The sequence below is a fragment of the Hyphomicrobium sp. B1 genome, from assembly GCF_049532635.1.
In the GTDB taxonomy this organism is placed as follows: Bacteria; Pseudomonadota; Alphaproteobacteria; order Rhizobiales; family Hyphomicrobiaceae; genus Hyphomicrobium_B.
This window is the reverse complement of sequence record NZ_CP134871.1, coordinates 2,895,350-2,915,505: the sequence shown is the minus strand read 5'-3', so window position 1 is coordinate 2,915,505 and position 20,156 is coordinate 2,895,350. Positions and strand designations below refer to the sequence as shown.

The 20,156-nt window shown below is 57.4% G+C and carries 24 protein-coding genes; 11 read left to right on the top strand and 13 right to left on the bottom strand.

Annotated elements, in window-relative coordinates:
- Window positions 1-234 precede the first annotated feature (234 nt).
- Window positions 235-894, bottom strand: a complete 660-nt coding sequence (locus RLW55_RS13925) for a response regulator (protein ID WP_409560276.1) — start codon at window positions 892-894, stop codon at window positions 235-237.
- Window positions 891-2,267 carry a histidine kinase gene (locus tag RLW55_RS13920; protein ID WP_423414496.1) on the bottom strand — a complete coding sequence of 459 codons (1,377 nt, stop codon included), beginning with the start codon at window positions 2,265-2,267 and terminating at the stop codon, window positions 891-893. The genes RLW55_RS13925 and RLW55_RS13920 overlap by 4 nt, the downstream gene beginning before the upstream one ends.
- Window positions 2,268-2,471: 204 nt before the next feature.
- Between RLW55_RS13920 and RLW55_RS13915 the strand changes: the two genes are divergently transcribed.
- The gene (locus RLW55_RS13915; protein ID WP_013948096.1) at window positions 2,472-2,927 is read left to right on the top strand and encodes a hypothetical protein; all 456 of its coding nucleotides are present in this window, start codon (window positions 2,472-2,474) and stop codon (window positions 2,925-2,927) included.
- A gap of 233 nt (window positions 2,928-3,160) precedes the next feature.
- Window positions 3,161-4,030 carry a glutathione-dependent disulfide-bond oxidoreductase gene (gene yghU / locus RLW55_RS13910; RefSeq protein WP_423414495.1) on the top strand — a complete coding sequence of 290 codons (870 nt, stop codon included), beginning with the start codon at window positions 3,161-3,163 and terminating at the stop codon, window positions 4,028-4,030.
- Between the two features lie 34 nt (window positions 4,031-4,064).
- On the opposite strand, the gene RLW55_RS13905 is transcribed toward yghU, so the two are convergent.
- Window positions 4,065-4,364: a hypothetical protein gene (locus RLW55_RS13905; protein WP_409560279.1), complete on the bottom strand. Its 300-nt coding sequence runs from the start codon at window positions 4,362-4,364 to the stop codon at window positions 4,065-4,067.
- 309 nt (window positions 4,365-4,673) lie between these two features.
- On the opposite strand from RLW55_RS13905, the gene RLW55_RS13900 reads away from it, so the two are divergent.
- The 4 genes from RLW55_RS13900 to RLW55_RS13885 all read left to right on the top strand — a co-directional run bounded on the left by RLW55_RS13900 (window position 4,674) and on the right by RLW55_RS13885 (window position 6,137).
- On the top strand, window positions 4,674-4,910 hold the full coding sequence (locus RLW55_RS13900; RefSeq protein ID WP_423414494.1) for a hypothetical protein: 237 nt from the start codon (window positions 4,674-4,676) through the stop codon (window positions 4,908-4,910).
- A 74-nt stretch (window positions 4,911-4,984) separates the two neighbouring features.
- Window positions 4,985-5,275, top strand: a complete 291-nt coding sequence (locus tag RLW55_RS13895) for a hypothetical protein (RefSeq protein ID WP_423414493.1) — start codon at window positions 4,985-4,987, stop codon at window positions 5,273-5,275.
- Window positions 5,276-5,290: 15 nt separating this feature from the next.
- Window positions 5,291-5,776 (top strand): hypothetical protein, encoded by a 486-nt coding sequence (locus RLW55_RS13890; protein WP_409560282.1) that lies wholly within the window; start codon window positions 5,291-5,293, stop codon window positions 5,774-5,776.
- Window positions 5,777-5,804: 28 nt separating this feature from the next.
- A complete protein-coding gene (locus tag RLW55_RS13885; RefSeq protein ID WP_409560283.1) occupies window positions 5,805-6,137 on the top strand; it encodes a hypothetical protein in 333 nt (110 codons plus the stop codon).
- A gap of 13 nt (window positions 6,138-6,150) precedes the next feature.
- Here RLW55_RS13885 and RLW55_RS13880 read toward each other — a convergent pair whose 3' ends face one another.
- The 5 genes from RLW55_RS13880 to RLW55_RS13860 all read right to left on the bottom strand — a co-directional run bounded on the left by RLW55_RS13880 (window position 6,151) and on the right by RLW55_RS13860 (window position 10,140).
- Window positions 6,151-6,783 (bottom strand): alpha-ketoglutarate-dependent dioxygenase AlkB, encoded by a 633-nt coding sequence (locus tag RLW55_RS13880; RefSeq protein WP_423414492.1) that lies wholly within the window; start codon window positions 6,781-6,783, stop codon window positions 6,151-6,153.
- Window positions 6,784-7,230: 447 nt separating this feature from the next.
- Window positions 7,231-7,515 carry a hypothetical protein gene (locus tag RLW55_RS13875; protein ID WP_409560285.1) on the bottom strand — a complete coding sequence of 95 codons (285 nt, stop codon included), beginning with the start codon at window positions 7,513-7,515 and terminating at the stop codon, window positions 7,231-7,233.
- A gap of 72 nt (window positions 7,516-7,587) precedes the next feature.
- Window positions 7,588-7,806, bottom strand: coding sequence for a hypothetical protein (locus RLW55_RS13870; protein WP_423414491.1), 219 nt, complete (start codon window positions 7,804-7,806; stop codon window positions 7,588-7,590).
- A gap of 152 nt (window positions 7,807-7,958) precedes the next feature.
- A complete protein-coding gene (locus RLW55_RS13865) occupies window positions 7,959-9,203 on the bottom strand; it encodes a NupC/NupG family nucleoside CNT transporter (RefSeq protein ID WP_409560287.1) in 1,245 nt (414 codons plus the stop codon).
- 163 nt (window positions 9,204-9,366) lie between these two features.
- Window positions 9,367-10,140 carry a methyltransferase domain-containing protein gene (locus RLW55_RS13860; protein ID WP_423414490.1) on the bottom strand — a complete coding sequence of 258 codons (774 nt, stop codon included), beginning with the start codon at window positions 10,138-10,140 and terminating at the stop codon, window positions 9,367-9,369.
- Window positions 10,141-10,226: 86 nt separating this feature from the next.
- Here RLW55_RS13860 and RLW55_RS13855 point away from each other — a divergent pair, with 86 nt between their 5' ends.
- The 5 genes from RLW55_RS13855 to RLW55_RS13835 all read left to right on the top strand — a co-directional run bounded on the left by RLW55_RS13855 (window position 10,227) and on the right by RLW55_RS13835 (window position 14,688).
- Window positions 10,227-11,036, top strand: a complete 810-nt coding sequence (locus RLW55_RS13855) for an AraC family transcriptional regulator (RefSeq protein WP_409560289.1) — start codon at window positions 10,227-10,229, stop codon at window positions 11,034-11,036.
- 236 nt (window positions 11,037-11,272) lie between these two features.
- A complete protein-coding gene (locus tag RLW55_RS13850; RefSeq protein ID WP_409560290.1) occupies window positions 11,273-11,578 on the top strand; it encodes a hypothetical protein in 306 nt (101 codons plus the stop codon).
- A gap of 1,345 nt (window positions 11,579-12,923) precedes the next feature.
- Window positions 12,924-13,196 carry a hypothetical protein gene (locus RLW55_RS13845; RefSeq protein ID WP_414462996.1) on the top strand — a complete coding sequence of 91 codons (273 nt, stop codon included), beginning with the start codon at window positions 12,924-12,926 and terminating at the stop codon, window positions 13,194-13,196.
- 680 nt (window positions 13,197-13,876) lie between these two features.
- Window positions 13,877-14,251 (top strand): PRC-barrel domain-containing protein, encoded by a 375-nt coding sequence (locus RLW55_RS13840; RefSeq protein ID WP_409560293.1) that lies wholly within the window; start codon window positions 13,877-13,879, stop codon window positions 14,249-14,251.
- Between the two features lie 77 nt (window positions 14,252-14,328).
- Window positions 14,329-14,688, top strand: a complete 360-nt coding sequence (locus RLW55_RS13835; protein WP_409560294.1) for a PRC-barrel domain-containing protein — start codon at window positions 14,329-14,331, stop codon at window positions 14,686-14,688.
- 519 nt (window positions 14,689-15,207) lie between these two features.
- On the opposite strand, the gene RLW55_RS13830 is transcribed toward RLW55_RS13835, so the two are convergent.
- From RLW55_RS13830 to RLW55_RS13810, 5 genes are all read right to left on the bottom strand, one after another.
- The gene (locus tag RLW55_RS13830) at window positions 15,208-16,419 is read right to left on the bottom strand and encodes a sensor histidine kinase (RefSeq protein ID WP_414462997.1); all 1,212 of its coding nucleotides are present in this window, start codon (window positions 16,417-16,419) and stop codon (window positions 15,208-15,210) included.
- A 134-nt stretch (window positions 16,420-16,553) separates the two neighbouring features.
- Window positions 16,554-16,784 carry a hypothetical protein gene (locus RLW55_RS13825; protein WP_423414489.1) on the bottom strand — a complete coding sequence of 77 codons (231 nt, stop codon included), beginning with the start codon at window positions 16,782-16,784 and terminating at the stop codon, window positions 16,554-16,556.
- 24 nt (window positions 16,785-16,808) lie between these two features.
- The gene (locus RLW55_RS13820) at window positions 16,809-17,087 is read right to left on the bottom strand and encodes a transglycosylase (RefSeq protein WP_423414488.1); all 279 of its coding nucleotides are present in this window, start codon (window positions 17,085-17,087) and stop codon (window positions 16,809-16,811) included.
- A gap of 190 nt (window positions 17,088-17,277) precedes the next feature.
- Window positions 17,278-18,858, bottom strand: coding sequence for a DHA2 family efflux MFS transporter permease subunit (locus RLW55_RS13815; protein WP_423414487.1), 1,581 nt, complete (start codon window positions 18,856-18,858; stop codon window positions 17,278-17,280).
- Window positions 18,855-20,000, bottom strand: coding sequence for an HlyD family secretion protein (locus tag RLW55_RS13810; protein WP_423414486.1), 1,146 nt, complete (start codon window positions 19,998-20,000; stop codon window positions 18,855-18,857). Before RLW55_RS13810 ends, RLW55_RS13815 begins: the two co-directional genes overlap by 4 nt.
- Window positions 20,001-20,156 lie beyond the last annotated feature (156 nt).

Sequence of the window (20,156 nt, the reverse complement as noted above, 5' to 3'; positions counted from 1 at the left end):
TGCGGCGCGATACGGTCGCGCTTTCCGCTTGGAGCCAAGCCTTTACGGCCGAGCAGTCCCAGGATGACAGCAACGCAGCGGGGCAACGCAGCTGACAATATTTTGAATAAGCCCCGGTGCCGAGCATGTAGGCAGTTGCACGGAGTTCATGCAAGCGGAAGTTCGCTCGTCACGCGGACATTCGTCATTGCATCGCACCACTCCGCGAAGTGAAAAAATTCCCGAAAATTGCGTCTAAATCGATGCCGAAGCCAACACCGATGCGATCAATCCGTGCTTCATGCAAAGGTAGACGAGCTCGATATCGGACTGGACGCCGAGCTTCGATTTGATCGTGTAGTGATGATTTGCAATCGTCTTCGGACTGAGGTTGAAGGCGTTCGCGATCTCATCCGTCGCCTTGGCATCGAGGATCATGCGTAGGATCTCGAACTCGCGGGGCGTCAAGGCGTCGATCGGCGAGACGTCATCCATCACGCGGCTCTCGGCAATGATGCGATTGATCTCATCGCACAGCGCCGGCTTACCCGCGTAAACGCTGCGGATCGCATTGATCAGCACATCCGGCGCGCTGCTCTTGGTGATGTAGCCCCGCGCACCGGCCCGGAATGTCTGCTGCGCGTAAGTTGCATCGGCATGCATCGTGAACATCAAAACGCGGGCATGCGGATCGAGCTGGCGGATCTGGCGTACGAGATCGATACCACCACGACCCGGCATAGAGATATCGGCGATGACCACGTCCGGTTTCGCGGCCTTGAAGGCTGCATATCCGGACGAAGCATCGCTGGCTTCGGCAACAACTTCCATGCCGTCATGCTTTTCGATCAGGCGCCGATAGCCTTCGCGGACCACGGCGTGGTCATCGACCAGCAGCACACGGATATTTCTCATGCGGCGCTCCCATGCACGTGCGACGGGAACTGCACATGTAGCCCAAAGCCTCCCTGCTCGAGCGGCCCGGCATCCAGCGATCCGCTCAACGCGAGCACGCGTTCGCGCATGCCGATCAATCCCGATCCGGCAAACGTTTTTTGTTTGGCGTCGGGCATCGGCCCGATACCGTCGTCTGTCACCGCCAGTTCTATTTTCTCGCCAGCCACATTGCGAAACTGGTTGAGCGTTACCTTGACGTTTTGCGCATTGGCGTGTTTGGCAGCGTTGTTCAAGGCTTCTTGGATAATCCGATATACGTGCGCTCTGGTCTCGGAATTGAGTTCTTCAACGTCTCCACTCGTCTCAATGGTATAGCGCGTCCGGCCTTTCGCCTCCGTGTTATAAGCGGCCACAAGGCCTTCTAGGCTCGGAAGCAATCCGAGATCGTCGATTTCCTGCGGACGAAGATACGTCAAGGTTTTGCGCAGAGAGGTCATCAGGCTCGATGCCATGTCCTCCAACGCCCTCGCCTCGCCTTCGAGCTTCGTCGCGTCGTGTTGCACCGCAATTCTGAGACAGGCGGCAAGGGCATTTAGCGCGCTGAGCTTCTGCGCGATTTCATCATGAAGCTCGCGCGCTATGTGGCGACGCTGCTGTTCCTGAGCGTCGACCAGGCGGCGCGCAAGCTCGGCACGCTCCGACGACGCGCGCTTGAGATCGGCGACGAGCGCATTGAAGACTTCGCTGATGCGATTGATTTCGACGACACGGAAGGATGGCAACTGGCTGGAGAGATCGCCCTTCGCCAAGCGATTGATGCGGTCTAGGATTACCGTCGTCGGGCGCAGTGCGCGATCGATCACGTAGTACGTGACGATACAAAGCAGCGAGACGAGCAAAGCCGAGAAGCCGAATACCGGCGCAATGGTGTGCCACGTCTCGCCGGCAATCGCGGCAGGATTGAAGGTTGCGACCACGCTGCCCGCAACTTTGTTGCGATATGAAACCGGACGAGATACCCGCATCTCGCCGCCGGCGAAAGATCTGTACGCGTCGATGAACCATTGCGGCGACGGGTTCGAAACCGTGTCGACGCCGGCACAGCTCGTTCTCCATTCCGACCCGTCCTGCTTCAATAGCTGCACGCACTGTCCCGGCTGAAGTGCGTAGCTGGTGACCAAGTCCCAATCGGGAAATCTCTTCGGAATGTCGAGCATCGTGTCGATCCGAAGGAGCTGTAGATTGAGCTGGCGGCTGACGGATTGCGCCAGCTCTTCATTCTGGTGCTTTGCGATGCTTGCCACGCGATAGATAGCGATGAGCGATCCGGCGAAAAGACAGGCTATGGCGACCAGCGTGATCCGGCGAACGAGCAGCCACTTCAGCGTCATTGCACACTCCAGCGATAGCAGTCTCAAGCTGCGCACAATCTATCGGGGCGCCGACAGCGCGTGAAGCGCCGACTTGCTTCGTCGGGAAATTTGCCCGGCGGCCGCTGGGCTTTTCGCCGTAGTCGGCGCTGGCTTGCTAGCCGATGTTCCGTTCAGGACGCTGCATTGCGCCCAGATATCATCGCGAAACAACGGAGGAACGTCGTGTCCGGCAACACATTCGATGACAGCAATATTGCTTGGCGGCAGCTTGAGGGTTTCGATGACCTCTGGTTCTACGTCTACAATGTCGACCGCAAAAACGGCATCGTCGACGCCATTTTCAAGTTCGGTGCGCAGTCGAGAATAATGCTTCACCAGCACAAGGTGCCCTACATTACGCTGGTGCTGCAGGGAGAGCTGAGGTTCTACAAACCGAACGGCGACATGAAAGAAATCCGCCCCGTCGGCAGTTATGTCGTCGGCGTCGCCAATGGCGATCCGCATCTCGAAGGCGGCGGCGAGGACGACGTGATCGTGTTCTTCAGCTTCCGAAACGCCGAGGACGTTCTGTTCGTCTTTCTCGACGACCAACTGCAGCCGGTTCTGCCATTCGGCGTGGGCGATTTCGAAGAACAGCTCAAGGCCCAGGGACCCGCGAAATGGCAGAAAGCAGCATAACGCTGCTGGTGTCCGCTTAAGGGGACAAATGCGTACCCGCTCCGGATGTCCGGCCTACATGCCGGCGCCGAGGCGGGCGGCGTTGCAAAACGACGCGCTTGTCGTCTCGGCGTGCGGCTGGCGCCAATGGATGATAAGGGTCATGTTGGGTGCGCTCCGGCGCATGAAGCGGCTTCCCGTCCACTTGTTACGACCGAAGCGGCGCCATGTCCTTCAATGCAAGAATCCCAGCCATGACAAACTCATCCGATTATACCCCGCCGAAAATCTGGACTTGGGACGCGCCAAGCGGTGGGCAATTCGCCAACATCAATCGTCCGATCGCCGGAGCGACGCACGACAAGGAGCTTCCGATCGGACGGCATCCGCTGCAGCTTTATTCGCTCGCGACGCCGAATGGCCAGAAGGTCACGATCATGCTCGAAGAGCTGCTTGCGCTCGGCCATAAAGGCGCTGAGTACGATGCCTGGCTGATCCGCATCGACAAGGGCGATCAGTTCGGCAGCGGCTTCGTCGAGGTCAATCCAAACTCGAAAATTCCAGCTCTCATGGACCGCAGTGGGCCTAAGCCGCGGCGTGTCTTCGAGTCGGGCGCCATTCTTCTTTATCTTGCGGAAAAGTTCGGCGAGCTGCTGCCTCCCGATCCAGATGCGCGCGCAGAAGCGCTGAACTGGCTGTTCTGGCAGATGGGTAGCGCACCCTATCTCGGCGGCGGCCTCGGTCACTTCTACAGCTATGCGCCGATCAAGATCGAATATGCGATCAATCGTTTCGCGATGGAGACCAAGCGACAGCTCGACGTCCTGGAGCGCCATCTCGCGGCGCATGCCTTCATGGCAGGGCACGACTACTCAATAGCAGATATCGCGATCTGGCCATGGTACGGCAATCTTGTCCGCGGTGATCTCTACGGTGCGGCCGAGTTCCTGCAGGTTCAGGACTACACCAACGTCAACCGCTGGGCGAACACCATCGCGGAACGTCCTGCCGTCAAACGCGGCCGCATGGTCAATCGCATTTCCGGGCCGCTCAATCAGCAATTGCGCGAGCGCCACGACGCCAGCGATTTCGAGACGAAAACGCAAGATAAAGTGGAGGCGTAAACGGGCGTACTCCGCGCCCGGAAGGTCTTACGCTTTAGCAGCCGCGGCTTGCCATGCACTGGCCATAGCCCGGCTCGCTCACTCCAAACTGACCGAAGCAGCTGTGACGGACGTCGCGACAGTGGATCTCATAGTCGCTGCGCGGCGGAATGCCGGAATTGTTGCCGTTGTCGATCGCCGACCAGGGTACATCGACGAAGACGCCGGAGTTCTGGCTCCAGGGGTTCTGCCCGCCGCCACCTGGGCCACCCGGGCGACGGCCGTCCATCTCGCCGGCCGCTGCCGCTCCGGCAAACATCGTGCAGGCAACCGCTACGATCCCGAGCCATTTCATGGCAATCTCCGCCTTTCCGCATTCATCGCTGCGAATGTGCCTGACGAAGCTTGCCGGAGGGTGTCTTGGCACGACTATTTTGTGGGGCGGTTAGCGGCCTGCGAAGGTGCGCTTCAGAAAGAGACAGCCTGGCTGGGAGGTCGAAAGGCACCGCATCAGAACTACGCAGCTTCGGTTACGAGAATTTATGAGAACGGAATCTCGTTTTCCGATCATTGACTTGATAGCGCGTGGCGGACGCTGCGGGTGCCGTCGGGGAACCTCCGTCCGTAGACGGCATTACCCCTCAATGAGCGAAAAAATTCGAGTTTGCGTAGGTCCTTCGGCCCGTTGCCGCGCAACTTTGCGGAGCCGGTGCATTGGGTCGAAATTTTTGCCGAACGATCGGCGGAAGATCTGAAACGCATCTTGCAGGACGACATGGATTGGACGACCTCCATTCCGATCCTGGAGCGATTGAACCGCCTTTATGAGATCGAGGAAGCGCGACGCCGTCCCTGCGATCCGCAAGATGATCGGCATGCGTCCTATCGCCTAGCGTCCTGAAGGTATTGCCCCGGAACAAACGATCGCCGGGAGGCGTTGGCGTTGCAAATCGTTTTGGTTTCGGGAGGAACGGCATGGCCAGTTCAGAGACTTCGGAAAACGTCAGATCAGCTTCACACGATTTAACCGATAAGGCGGTGGACGCTGGTATGCGCGCCATGGATTCGCTCGAACGGACGGCGGCCAATCTGCAGGATACGGGCGAGCGGCTGGCGTCGAAGGGTGCAGAGCTTGGCGATGGTATGCAGAAAGTCGCGAAAAATTTTTCGACCGCAGTCGATAAATCCGTCGCGGAGCAACCGTTGACGACGCTCGGCATGGCCGTCGCTGCAGGTTTCATTCTTGGCGCCATTTGGAAAGCCTAAGCTCGGAGGGCGCCCATGTTTGCAAGCCTGTTCGAGAGAGCTGAGGCCAGCGTTGACAATGCGATTGCCGATCTTGGCAATCGGATTTTGATTACCATTCCGTTTATCGTCGCGCTTGGCTTTGGCGCGGCGAGCTTGTCGATTTACGTCAATCGGACCTACGGTGCGGAAATCGGCAATCTCATCGTTGCTGCAGCTTTCGTTGTTCTGGGCGGCATCATTGCGATTGTCGTCAAACTCCGCAGCTCGTCCCCGCTTATGGACGAGGAGCCGGAGGCGGCAGCAAGCGAAGAGCCGGTCGACGCCACCAAATCGTTTTTCGATAACGAGCAGCTGATAGGCATCGTGTCGACGGCCGCACCTATCCTGCTTCCCGCGTTACTCAGGACCGCAACAAAGAATTGGCCGCTGGTTCTGGCGGTCGCGGCCGGGCTTTATGTCTTTAGTTTTTCCGACGACGGCGACAAGTCCCAGGCTCAACAGCAGCCGCACACCTCGTGATCTTTTAACCAGAGAGAGTGATTTCAAGATGACGTATGCACACGACACGCCGGATGAAAATGCGAACGACGAAACTGCAAACACGGAAGACGGCGGTCTGAACAAACCGGCTGTCGCGCTTATCGCGGCCGGGGCGATCGGATTCGCTGTCGGCGCGGTAATCTGGCAATACCGGCGCACGCATCCGCAGAAGTTTGCGTCTTTCGATCGGGCCGTGGATATGGCGCGCTCGGGCGCTGTCGATACCGTCCAGAAATTACGCGCTCGTCTGCGCGAGGAAGGCTACTCGCCAGCGCAGATCGAGGGGCGTGCGAAGAGATATATTTCGGAACTCATCGATGCCGCGCAGCGGCGCTTCTAAACAATCACATGGATTACTCAGGCCGGGAGCTTTTTACCCGGCCTTTTTCCGATAGCGTCCGAAAGGTGATCGACCATCGCGCCTCAGGCAGCGCATCGATGCTGTGTTCCCACTCATGCCGGGCCTCCCCGGACAGCAAATAGATCGAACGCGGCGCAAGCGGAACGGTTGTCCGCCTGAAACCTTTTTCGAGCCGCTGCCGAAAACGCATCGGCGCAGGCGATCCAAGCGAAATCCCGATGACCTCCCCGAAGACCGGACGATCGCGGTGCCAACCGATCCCCGCGCCGGCGTCGTAACGGATCAGAAGCGCCTGTTCCAGGCGGCTGGCGGACAGCCCGGCGAACTGCGCGGCGCGTTCGCGTACCGGCGTGAGAAATGCTGGCAGTGGCCGCGTGGGGCCGAACCTCCCCGTTTCGAAATCGTAGGTCCAGCCGAACGTCGCCGTGAGGCGCTTGCCGGTCCACTGCTGAAAGCGAAATGGCGCGAGGTCTTCGGCATCGATGTGGCGAATGAGATCGCTCTCATCATCCTCGGACAGAAAGTCGTCGCGATAGCGAAGTCCCGGCAAGGTGAGCGGACCAAACAAATCAGGCTGAGGAACGCGGTCGGAGGGCATTACCCGCAGTTGGGTACTCGCGCGCAAATATGCAATCCGCCGCTCACCAACCGCTCATTTAAGAAACATCCGGCCCGGGCAGAAAGGGAACACCCCGGCGCGGGGGGAGCCGGGGTGTTCTGGGGTCGGCCACGATGTAGGAAATTGGCGCGGGGGAACGCCAGCACCGTGGCATGAGCAACGACGCTCTCAGGGCTCCCGGGTTCCGAGAACCAAGCAAATTTTTTGGACTATTTCCCGGTGGCAACGCGCCAGCGGAGCGCGGCAATTCCAAAAAGGACACCCCGGACGAGCGAGGGCTGCTGCCGGGGTGTAGATCTCACCAAAATTTGCCAATGATGGGAGACGGTATGCAACGTCCGCTTGTGAGCGATTCGAGGCAAGCCGGAGGCGGAATTTATCAACAGCATACAGAAGGTGCGCATCAAGACGATGGCTGGACAACATCGCCCCCAGCTCCGACTTTGCATGGCGTCAGGGGCGCCAACTCAGCTGCCGGTTGGATTCGATGATGTCTGTCAGCCGATCAACGACGTCCCGATGATAACTGGCGCAGGCGGTAATGTCGTCGATCGCCGCCTTTTTCGTGGTCTCGTTCTGGTCGCTCATTCTGACGATCATCGCTTCGATCGCGAGAAGATCGACGAGTTCGCTGTGATAACGAACCGCGCTTTCGACAGTATAGGCATCAACCGCACGCTCATAGGTTATGCGAATGGCCCGCTGCGTCAGCTCGTATCCCATGGGATGTAATGCCATGAATGACCCCCATCATCGAAGCAGATACGCGCGAGCGGGGAATTTGTTTCGCAACGCGGAACAATTTTTTGATTATGCAGCGGACGCACAACCAACCGTTGCCGCATCACCAAATATGGCTGCGATGAGCCTATCGGCTTTACGTTCGCCGTGGTCTGCGGCAAAGAACAGGCGCTGCACCATGGTGGGAATGGAGAGTTCGATTTCGCGCTCTGCTGCTTCGCGCACGGCGCGATCCAAGACGGCATAAAAACGCGACAACTCTTCGGCCGAATATCCGTGTGTCCTCATCGGGAACATCCCTCGAAGCAGGCAGCCCCCTGCCCACGCCGGTAGAGAACGTAGTGACCGAAACGGCGGTTCCCAGTACCCGTGGTGCTATATTTTTCGAATTCACACCACGAACTGCATGTTTTCTTAAGGAAATAGGCGTCGGCTGCGCGTCAGTTGATCATTCCGACGACGGCTGCGCTCATCATCGTCGCGAGCGTGCCGGAAAGTACGGAGCGCGGTCCGAGCGAAATGATGTCATTTTTCCTCTCGGGCGCCATCGTCGTCATGCCACCGACAAGAATTCCGAGGCTGCCAAAATTGGCGAAGCCGCAAAGCGCATAGGTCATCATCAGGCGCGTGCGCGGGCTCAAAGCGTCGGCCGGCAACTTCGAGAGGTTGAGATAAGCGACGAATTCGTTCAGCACGGTCTTCGTGCCCATCAGTAGAGATGCCGTCGAAAGGTCCGCGACGGGGATGCCGATCAGCCAGAGCAGCGGCCAGAAGGCATAGGCAAACAACTGCTGCAACGTAAGTGGCGTGCCGGAATACGGCAGTAGGCCAAGCGCAAGGTTTACAAGGCTGACGAGAGCGACAAGCACGATAAGCATGGCGATGATCGTCGCGACGATGCTGATACCATCGATCGTTCCGCGGACGATCGCTTCCATCGTGCTGTGCGGCGGATCCGACAGCGAAAGCTCGCTCGCTTCCTTTGGGTCCGGAACGAAGGGGACCATCAATGCCGCGATGGCGAGAGCCGCCGGCGTGCTGATGATTGAGGCAATCAGAATCTGACCGAGCGAGTCCGGGATGACGGAGCCCAGCAATGCCGCGTAGATGACCATCATGGTCCCGGCAATGCCGGCCATGCCGCAGCTCATCAGCGCGAAAAGCTCACCGCGCGACATCGTCTTGAGGTAGGGCCGTACGAGCAGCGGGGCTTCCACCATGCCGACGAAAATATGCACCGCTCCGCCAAGCGCGAGTGCGCCGCCAATCCCGAGGGTTCGGCGCAAAGCGAATGCGAGCGCGCCGACGATACGCTGCAGAATGCCCCAATACAGCAGCACCGACGCGATGGCGCTAATCACGAGAACAAGTGGAAAAGCGCGAAATGCCAGCACAAAGCTCGCTTCCGGATGCGCTTCAACGAAAGGCGTGGCGCCGCCGCCGAGATAGCCGAAAACCAATGCCGTTCCCGTGTCGGTCGCTTGCTGAAGCGCCGTGACGCCATCATTCAGCAGCAGGAATGCTTTCGTTGCCGGCGGGAATTTGGTGAAAAGGAATGCCAAAGCGATCTGCAAGGCGACCCCGGCGATGACAACACGCAGCGGCACGCGCCAACGGTTCTCGCTGAAAATCCATGCGATCAGCAACAGGCCCGCGAGCCCGCAAACGCCGTGCAGCACGTTCATTTCGGCACTTCCCCCTCATGCCCATCCTGCTAGGCAATTTAGCGGGGCGCGGGAGCGGCGTCCCGCGTTGCTTTGGCGCTGCGATCGTGTTGGCTGCCGGCTGACGGACTATGGAGAATTGCGTTAGATCGAGCGGACGACGCGCCGACGAAGAGCCTGCGGCTCATCCGACCACGCTCCGCGGCTCCCATGCAATGATCGAAATGGGGAAGTGGAACCGGATGCCGGTCGTGCTGTGCCAGGCTGCAACGCCAATATGATCCCTGCCGGACGCGATGTCCGCATCGAACATCGTGGTAAGCGCAGGCATATCGGATGCTTCTGCCAGTGTGTCGAGCTGGGCTTCGAGACGGTAAGCATCGACGATGACTTCGCCAAGCCCAGCCTCCCTGCCGATTTCACGGAGTTGCTCCAGGGTCAACGCACTTGCGTGAGAGGGATCACGCAGCCGCTCCATTTCGTCGTAGGCAAACTGCGTTTCTGGTGAAGGCGTCGCGTCGATGACAATGATGCGTCCGTTGGGACGGCATACGCGCTTCATTTCCGCGAGCGCGGCAGCAGGTTCGGGCATGTGATGAAAGCTGTAACGCGTCGTCACTCGATCAAAGCTGCCTGTCTCGAAGGGCAGTGCAGCCGCATCACCGATATGCCATTCGAGATTTTGCAGCCCGGCCTTCATCTGCCGCGCCCGCGCCTGCTCGATCATGGCGGCCGTTATGTCGATGCCCGTCACGGTGCGCACATGGGGTGCCAAGGCGCAGGCAAGAATGCCCGGGCCGCAAGCGACGTCGAGAACATCCAATTTCGGCTTCAACTCACAAGCCTCAAGCGTACGCGTCATCGCTCCGCTCTCGGCGTGAATAGGAAGTTCAGAAAACGGTTTCGCCCAGCGGGTGAACTGGTCGACGATGCGCTGGTTATGGGTATCGGTGCTCATATCATCCTCTCTGTTCGAACAGAATGATAGCCACGAGCGATCGGACCGGCTAACGATCACCGGCCAGATAAGAGCGAAAATCGGCCATGCAGACTCTCAATGCCCTTGAAACCCGAAACGCCCTTCACGCTTACGGCCTCGACAGACCGTCCGGCGTCGGCTTTGCTTTCGTCGATGCGGCGCGCGACGTTCTCTACGATTGGCACGCACACGACTACCATCAATTAATCTACGCGACGGGCGGGCCCGCGCAGATTGAGACGAGACGCGGGCGTCATATCCTTCCGCAAGGCCGCGCGGCATGGATTCCCGCGGAAACCCTGCATCGCTCCCTGGTTACGGGTGGCGTTGCCTCCCTGTATTTTTCGCCGGATGCCATCGAAGACGAGACGCGGCATGTGCGAATTTTGATCGGGAGCCGCTTGATGCAGGGAATGATCTTGCATGCGGTTCGTTGGCCGCTCGGCGCCAGCAAGAGCGATCCGCTGGCTGACAGCTTCTTACGCACGTTAGCGCTTCTGTGCGGTGAATGGCTGGAAAGCGAACTTCCGTTGTTCTTGCCCGGCGCTCAACATCCATCTATCCGCCGCGCCATGGACTATGCCTTGGCTGATCTCAGCGCTGTTTCGCTATCGAAGGCCATAGCAATCGCAGCGCAGTCGGAACGCACTTTTCGTCGATCGTTCGCGCGAGAAACCGGCATGACTTGGCAAGCTTGGCTTGCGCAGGCGCGAATTCAGATGGCCATGGGATTTTTGATTCGCGGAAGACGGGTGAGCGATGTGGCGATCGAAGTCGGTTATTCGTCGCTGAGCGCTTTTGCAAAGGCGTTTGGGCAAATCGCTGGCGAAGGGCCTGCTCAGTTCCGCCAACGTCACCTTGAGAAGGCCGATTAAGTTCGCTCTCCGACGCAGAAGAAGGAACCTCGGCAACGCCTCACAGGCCGGCGGCATGGAGGTTTTGTTCCGCATTGGTCGAGCGGAGCACTACGGACTGCCGGATGGGTGGCAAATGCGGCACGCTTTCCAATTTTCTTTCCGTATAACCCGGCATGCGGCAGGCCGGTTCTGTTACCGCGGACAAAGCTCATCTAGTTTCGTGAACGGGATAAACTAATTTTTTGGAGGGGCAAATGCGTTCTTTGAAACTCGGCTTGGCCGCCGCGGTGGCGTTCTGCGCACTTTCGGCAACGGCCCAGGCTGGTAATTGCGTCAAGGTCGGAGCGGTCGGCGAAGCTATGACTCACGATATCGCCTACCTCTTCTCGACGCACGGCCTTGCAAACGTCATCTATGGGCAGGGCCGCGTGGGCAAGGGCCCGGTCCACACGAAATGCGATGATGGCTCTGGTATGACGACGTGTCATTCCTCGCAGATCGCATGCAAAGTGACGACACCCAAAGCCTGCTTAGGCGCTTGGCTGTGCTCCCCGCTGTGACGCCGCTGCTTAAATAGCGCGGGCATTGGAAGACGGAGCCGATCTGTTTTAGGGATGCTTCGCCGACTGGGTCGAAAGATGGTTGCAGGCCAGCGATGACTTTCATCGCGTTTGGCCTCGCTGTTTTCGACCCAGGGCGACGCCGATTCCAGATGACTGCGTCGCGCTCAACTTTCTTGCCGCGTCGACCGAGGTAAAAGAACGTCAGCCTCGGGTCCGTTTATGGCGCTCGATGAAAATTATGTTCGCATCGCCTATAACATGGCCGTGATGCGCGAGCCGGAAACCCATCATCAACGCGATAGTCCTGACGTGCCGCATGGCAAGCTGTTCGTTATCTAGCTCCCCTACCGCCGGGCCAGCACGAATCGGGCTCCATCGGGACCGCGCGCATGGTCGATCAAGAATACGCGCTGGATCGTGCGAGACCTGCCGGCACGGTCGGATTGAGGTACAGACTGTAGGGACGCACCAATAGCGGAGCTGAAATTCAGCTATGAGAAAAACGCGTTAGTTCGTCAGTGCGGCGAGCACCGCCTCCGCCAGAATCCTCTATCCGATGCAGTCCGATCCGATCCAAAAAGGCTCAAAAAAGCCAGCAAATACGGACCGTTTCAGCTCCTACGACGTGTGCGGGGGACGGACAGGTTTCGATACATCGTGCAGCATTAGTGATTCCGGTGGTTCTTCAGCATGATGTACGCGACGCCCGCATTGCCCAGATTGAAGTCTGTTTTTCGGCGGAACTGAAAGATTCCCGCCAACTTGCACTCGTTACCTCGTTGGTCAACAGTCCTCTAGCTCTCGCGATTTTCGCTGCGGAATCGGCATTGCTTAGTCTTTTCGTGAAGTCGGCGACGGCTATTGCTCAGCTGCTCAAGGCTCAAGCTAAAGACCCTTCCCCTCGAATATGCCGAGGTGCACCGTCCACGCCATGATGCCAATGGCAATCGCACCGCCCACTAATGCTATAGAGAGGACGAGCGGCCACGGCCCTTTGCGCCGATCGCGATTTTGGTTTTCGCTTGTCATTGTTCCTTGCGCACGCCCTTATACTTCGTCGCGGCCGGCGCTTTCTTCTGACTCATGAATTCGCCGGTTTCTTTGCTCCGCTTCGTCCACGTCTTCGCCTTGGATTTTGGTTGCGATCTGCGAGCGCTTCCGCACAGCACCCTTCCGGGCGCTATCCCCCGTCGGCTTGTTGACAGCCATTTTGATCTCCTTTGCCTGAGCAACGTCTCGGGACCGAGCAACGTTCCACCAGCATGGATTATCCGCACGCCATCAATCATCGCGGATCAGCAAGCAACTAATCTGCGTTCGCAGTGTTTGCGGGATTATGAGAGTGACCGCGCTACATGCGTTGATTTTTGTATTCGTCGGCGGCTTTGCGCTTGTCGCATTGAGCTATAACACGTGGGCAGACAATGACCCGGAGAATGCGACCGGCCAAAGTTCGGCGGCGCAAGGAAGCGGTCAACCTCATCCCGCCGATCCGGCAGAGGGAAACAAGCCATTGTTGCCCGGCGACCAGCCCGCCAAGCAGGGCACGGACCCGAGCAGTCAGATCCACAACGTCGATCCAAGAGATTTGGAAGGCAAAAAGCACAAAAACTAGTCCTCCGCCCATAGCCCGCGGCAGTAGTCACTTCGGTTGTGACCACCGGCAGGCGAGTCATTCGCATGTCAATCTGGTGACCCGGCTTGAACCGCAGCTCGGCCTTTTGGAGCTCGTAATTCCGCGTTATGGGCCTACCCATTCGAGATCGCTCGACCTGCACAGCGGACATGCCACGTTCTTGAGAGAGAGTTGGCGTCGATCGACATCGTGCGCGTTGCTGTAGGGCGCCGCCTTCCCTTCGACGGAACGACGGCGGCGCCGGGTGCAGCGGATGCGACGGGACAGCAAAATCGGATGCTCATCAATATCGAGCCCTGCTTCTCGATCCAGAGCAGAGTATCGACATAGCGTTGACGATCACAGCCACGATGATGCTTTTAAGCGTCTATTGGTTCACTGCAGCCTCTTCTCTTGCTGCCTTTCCATTCCCCGCATCGATTGTTGGAACCGGCGTCTCCCAGCGAAAAACGTCCCCCGACCGTTGCCAGGCACAGGTGGTCGCCAACGATACCGATGCTGGAAGAGCGTTTGACAGAGCGTTTCGGCACGATGAAAGCGGGGCGCGCGAGACGCGAAGCGACCTCCATTCACCGAGGTGCCTGCGAGATAGACCTCAGTTTAACTGGAACAATCCAACGGCGGGAATCTTTTGCAAGCACAAAGCAAGGAGATGCCCGATGAAAAAACTTTCTCTCAACGTTCTCGCAGCCGCTGGCTTACTGATGGCTAGTGCGGCAACGCTCCCAGCATTCGCAGCCGACAACATGCAGACGGCAGATGAATTCCGTACCAGCAAGCTCGTTGGCGCTAAGGTCTACAACAATGCCAACGAGAACATCGGCAGCATCGAGGACATTGTTCTGAAACCTGACGGCACGATGGACGAAGTCGTGCTGAGCGTTGGAGGCTTTCTTGGTATCGGCGACAAGTATGTGGGCGTGCCGTTCAGTTCACTGAAAGTCGGTCGAGACGGCGACAGCGAGAAAATCACGACTGACGCCACGAAGGATTCGTTGAAAGCGTTGCCGGATTACAAGTTCTACAAATCGTGAACCTAGGCCGCGCTAATGCCTGCAACCACGTTGAAGAGCCGGATCGCTTCCGGCCTTCACCTTCAGGAAGGAGGGTCATGCAAACGCCCGATGAAACGCTGACATTGATCTCCGCCGGCAAGGTGCAGGGAACTCCTGTGCTCGACGCCGACGGGAAGACAATGGGCGAGATCTACGACGTGATGCTGGAGAAGCGTACCGGCAAAATCGCCTACGCCGTGATGTCCTTCGGTGGTGTGCTTGGTCTCGGAAAGAAATACCATCCCGTGCCATGGCTAGCCTTGAAATACGTTCCTGACGCCGGCGGCTATGTCGTCGGCATTCCCAGGGAGGATTTGGAGAATGGACCCTCTTTCCTCGATGAAGCCGGACCTTGGGACAAGGAAACAAGGGACAAAATCGAGGGCTATTATGGTGGGTGGCTGAAACCGGCGTGAGCAGCATGAGCAGGCGACGGAGAAGATCGAATGGCCTGCTGCACGACGCTCGGGAGGGTATTTGGGCGAGCGAAATTAAGACGCCAGAAACCATAATAGAAGAATTGTTTGGGAAGGACGTTGAAACGAGCCGGATCGTGGCGAGTTCTCTTTTAAAGCCTGCATTGAAAGGCCGCAAAAGGTTCTCACAACATGGGCCAATCTAGACCGTATACAAAGCTTTCGGACGTCTTCCCAAACAGGCATGCCCTCGCAGATTCGTCCGACCGTGCGCTTGCATGCTTCGAACAAGCACTGACAGCCATTGACGCAATGAACAATGAGCAGCGCGAGGAGATTATGAAGACCCTCACGACTTGGCTCATGACGGACAAATTCGGCTCGCATGCCCGAGGCGCCATTTATGGGTTCCAACGGTATGCGATTGCCGACTGCCTTTTTGAGAATCCGACTTGGGAGCCGCCTGCCGGCGGTCGATTTCTCGGGATATAGCGGCTGTTCTGAGACGTGGCTGTGCCGCTAGGATTGAAAGTTCAACGGAAGCGATACAGTAATTTCTGTACCTGGCGACAATCGATTGATGATCACTTGTGCTCCCAGCTGGTGCGCAAATGCGTTGATCATTCGCATCCCGAGGCTCTTGCCGTTTTGAAAATCGAAGTCGGATGGCAGGCCGGTGCCTTCATCTCGTACAGTCAGCATCACCGTCTCGGCGCCAGTGCGCGCCAAGCGCACCCAGACTTTGCCACCGGTCCTTTCGTGGTATGCGTACTTGGCTGCGTTCGTGATGAGTTCGGTCACGATAAGCGCGGTTGATATCGCACGATCTGTCGTCATGATGATCCCGCGTTCTGACTCGACTTGGACGTCAAGCTGCGACACGCCAGCGTCGACATCCTTGCAAATCTGCTCGACGTAGACGCCAAGATCCAAACTTTCGATATCATCGCTCTGATAGAGACGCTCATGGGCACGCGCCACGGCGTTGACGCGCGCGGAGGCTTCGGCGAGGCGCTCGGCAATTTTCGGATCGTCGTCTTCTCGCGCTTGCAGCCGCAGCATGCTGCTGACAAGAGCCAAGCTATTTTTAACGCGATGATTGATCTCTTTGATTAGAATTTCTTGGCGATCAATTGCAGCTTTCAGCGATCTTTCGTAACGCTCCCGCTCAATCGCCATGCCGAGGACATTGGCGGCACCCTGAAGAAACGCGAGGTCGTGCTCGACAAAATCATCATCCGACTGGCTGTCGACCTCAAGAACGCCAAAAGGTTTGCCATCGCCCTGCAAAATGACATTCATGGCACGTTTTACGCCGTGCGCCGCCAAAATTTCCGGGGTCCGAAAGCGTTCTTCGTTCTCTAGGTGATTTGAGATGACCGCCTTGCCTGTGCGTAATGCAAAACCGGCCGGCGATTCGGTATCAGCGCCGACCGTCGCCACGCCAACGATGCCAGGCTCCCACCCGACTCCTGCGCGAATCAGGAAACGGTTTTCGGAGGGCAGATATTCCAAGACCTTACAGAAGTCGGCGCGCAAGCCTTGCGCGGTCAGACGCGTCGCTTCCGTCAACAGCACATCGAGGGTCGCGCCTTGCATGGCGCTTACGCCGAGTTCCGCAAGCAGCTCCTGCTGGCGAATGCGCTGCAGAAGCGCTCGCAAAGTAATATCGGGCGGCCGCTCCTCAGGGCGAGGCTCAATGACTGGCGGTGCGTCGTCATTCTCCGACATCGTTAAATTCCAACCGTGAAGGTACGCGTCAGTTGGAACTTAGCCCAGGATTACATTTATCGAAAGCGAGACATAACGACAGCCGAGTTAGGCCGAAAGACCGACTTTCTTGGGTCCGGCGCGCCTCGACGGCCTTAGTCTTCGATCCGGGGACGTCTGTTCACGCCTGCCAATCCGCTAACGTCGACATCCAAATCGATGAGTTGGTCCCATCGCTTTTCGAATTCCACCCGACATAATTCCTTTAGCCGCAAAAGCATTTCGTTCGCCGGATCGCTTTTGAGCTCATCGGTGTACTTAGCAAACCAAGCTTTGGCGTTGTCGGCTTCCTCCAACAAGGTTTTGATTTGTGCGGCTCTATCCATGCTCCGGGTCTGCCTGTTCAGCGCTCAGACACGGCGCCAGAAGATAATCGTCAGCAGGGCGCCAGCGATGGCGCAGAGATACAGCAGCAGGCTCGGCAACAGTTCGAGAATGACACCGATATGAAAGCCCATGAACGACCCTGCGATGCCCACGAGTGCATAGGTGGCGTCGCCAATTCCTGTCGCTTCCGCGACCCGGCGCCCGAGCCAACTCCGGCTGCCGCGATTCATGAAAATTCCGACGACGATACCGATGAGGACGAGTAAAATAAACGTCATGATGGCCGTCGTGAGGATGGGCATGCGGGATCTCCATTGCTGGCGATCCCCAAACGCGCGAGCCGTAAAAAAGTTCAAGAGATAAGCGGCAACCTAGACTGAGTACGAGAGCGCAGATAGCGCCCTGCATGCTGTTGCACAGAACGCCGTCAGAAACGGTAAAATAGGGCAAAGTCTTTTTAGCATGGCGGCCCCCACGATAGCAGCGCAAAGACTAGTGTTGTGGGCCCTTTCCGAGAGGAATTGAGCGCAATAAAAAGGCAAACGGAAAGGCAATGAAGCAAACCACGGCCATTACCCAGAATGTGTCGATATACGACAGTAACGTTGCTTGCTTCATGATGACCTGGCCGACAAGAGCTTCAGCGCGGTGCATAGCATCCGTCGCCGAAGATCCGCTGCTTTGCAGGAATATTGTCGCTTGGCGCAGCGACTCCTGAAAATGGATGTTCGACGGGATAGCATTTTCGACAAGCCTACTTTGGTGGAACTGTTGGCGTTGCTGCAACGACGTCTGCACCATGGCCAAGCCTATACTGCCACCTAGATTGCGCGCGATGTTGATCAGGCCGGCGGCTTGATTGGTGTCGCCGCCTTTGAGGCCGGCATAAGAGGCCGTCGTAATTGGAATAAAGAGGAACGGTAGGCCGGCCGCCGTAAACATGCGAGTCCAGACCGCGTAGAAGAACGAAAGATCTGGGCTAAGGCCTGTTAGAGTCCACATTGAAAAACCGATGATGGCGAGCCCGAGCGCGATCAGATATTTCGGCTGCACTTTTCCCGTCAAATAGCCTGCAATGGGCATCATCATCATTGTAACGAAGCCGCCAGGAGATAAGGATAGGCCAGCTAACGTCGCATCGTAGCCAAATTCGTTTTGAACGAGCTGAGGCAGGAGCTGGATAGAGCTGAAAAGCACGCCGCCCGTTACGAGCATCATGATGAAGCACATTCCAAATTGGCGTGTGCCAAGCAAGCGCACTTTAACGAGCGGATATTTTCGGGACAGTTCCCACGGAACGAACACCGCGAATGCTGCTGCCGACAAGCATGCAAACACGATGATAAATGTCGACTCGAACCAGTCGCTGCGTTGCCCTTCGTCGAGAACGACCTCCAGCGCGCCGAGACACAGCGCTACCAGCAAGAATCCCACTAAATCGAAATTCCAAAGGCTGCGTTTGGGGTCGTTTTTCGTTTTCTCTTTTTTATCCGCATCGACAAAAGTGCCGACGAGGAACAGAGACAGAAGGCCCATCGGGATATTGATAAAGAAGATCCAGTGCCACGTGGAATAATCCGTGATTGCTCCACCAATTGTCGGTCCTACCGTCGGGGCCACGACGACAGCGAGACCATAGACTGCAAATGCGCTGCCGCGCTTTTCCGCCGGGAACGCGTCCGCAAGAATTGACTGTTCGCTCGGCGCTAAGCCGCCTCCACCGAGACCCTGGAGAACGCGAAAGAAAATTAGCGATTGTAGACTCCAAGCTATGCCACAAAGAAAAGATGCGAAGGTGAATAGCGCGACGCAGAACATGTAGAACTTCTTGCGCCCAACCATCGATGACAGCCAAGCACTTGCTGGCAGGATCACCGCGTTCGCGATCAGGTAACTCGTCAGAACCCAGGTCGCTTCGTCGTAAGAGGCACCGACGCTTCCGGCAATATGGCGCAATGCGACGTTTGCAATGCTGACATCCAAAACTTCCATGAATGTCGCGATCGACACAATGAATGCGATCAGCCATGGATTGATCTTTCGCGGCCCTCCAGCTTTGGCGTCGTTGCTCATCGGACCTTCACTTCGGGGACAACGGACATTCCAGGTCCAAGAGTTACGTCGGAGGGAGGGTTGTCGATTTCGATTTTCACGGGAACGCGTTGCACAACTTTAACGTAGTTGCCCGTCGCATTCTCCGCCGGAAGCAGACTGAATGCGGTGCCCGATCCTGCTTGGATGCTGTCGACGTGTCCTTCGAATTCGCGGTTCGGATAAGCATCTATTTCGATAGAGACCGGTTGTCCTGGCCGCATATCCGTTATCTGTGTTTCCTTGAAATTCGCGGTTACCCAAATGTGCGACGGAACAAACATCATCAGGTTTTGTCCGACCTGAACGTACTGCCCTTTTGCGGCTGTCAGCTGGACGATCTTGCCGGACTGTGCGGAAGTCACATGTGTGTACGAGAGATTGAGCTCGGCGAGCGCTTCGTCTGCCTTGGCGGCTTCCACGTTAGCCTCAGCGCTCACTTTCTGGGCGAGTAGCGCCGTCAACTGCTTCTTGGCGGCTTCGACGCTCGCCATGGCTCGCGCCGATGTTGCCTGTGCCTGTTGCAGTTGAGATCGGGTCTGCTGCGCTCGTTCGACTGTGCCAACCGCGGATTTGACGAGCGCCTGAGCGCGATCGTTTTCCTGCTTTGCAAAGACGAGCGCGGCATCTGCTTCCTTCTTCTGTTGTTCAGCGGCCGTGACTTGGGCTTTCTGCGCGTCTATTTGCGCGTCTTCGTTGCCGACGGTTGCCACGGCCTGCGAAACGCGCGCTTTGGCTTGAGCGAGCGACGCCTCATAATCGCGGGGATCGATTTGCACCAACAGATCGCCGGCAGATACACGTTGATTGTCCGTTACCTTTACGGCATCGATATATCCGGCAACCTTCGAGCTTACGGCAAATTGCCGAGCGTCGATAAAAGCATCGTCGGTCCATTCGTAGTGGCGCGCGTTAAGCCACCAAACAAGAACACCGACGGCAGCAGCAGCAAGTATTGTAACGATCGCTGCCGTAATCCAAAGATGCGCACGGATGATTTCGCCGAAATGGACCGGCGCCTCGTCTTGCTCTTCGTGTTCTCTATCATCGGTCGCAGTGGGCTCTGTGGGTGAACGCTGGTCCATATGAGCGGTCTGGCGGCTTTGACTTCTGCTGAATGCCATACGACGTTCAATACATTATGGTTCCTCCTGACATTGCATCCCGAGTCTTTGGTCCAGCCGCTGAGCTAAATCGCGCTGACATAGAAGAAACTTCGCCCCGTCATTGAACGAATCCCATTTCCACCGAGTTACTGGCGAATACGGAGCCATGAATGA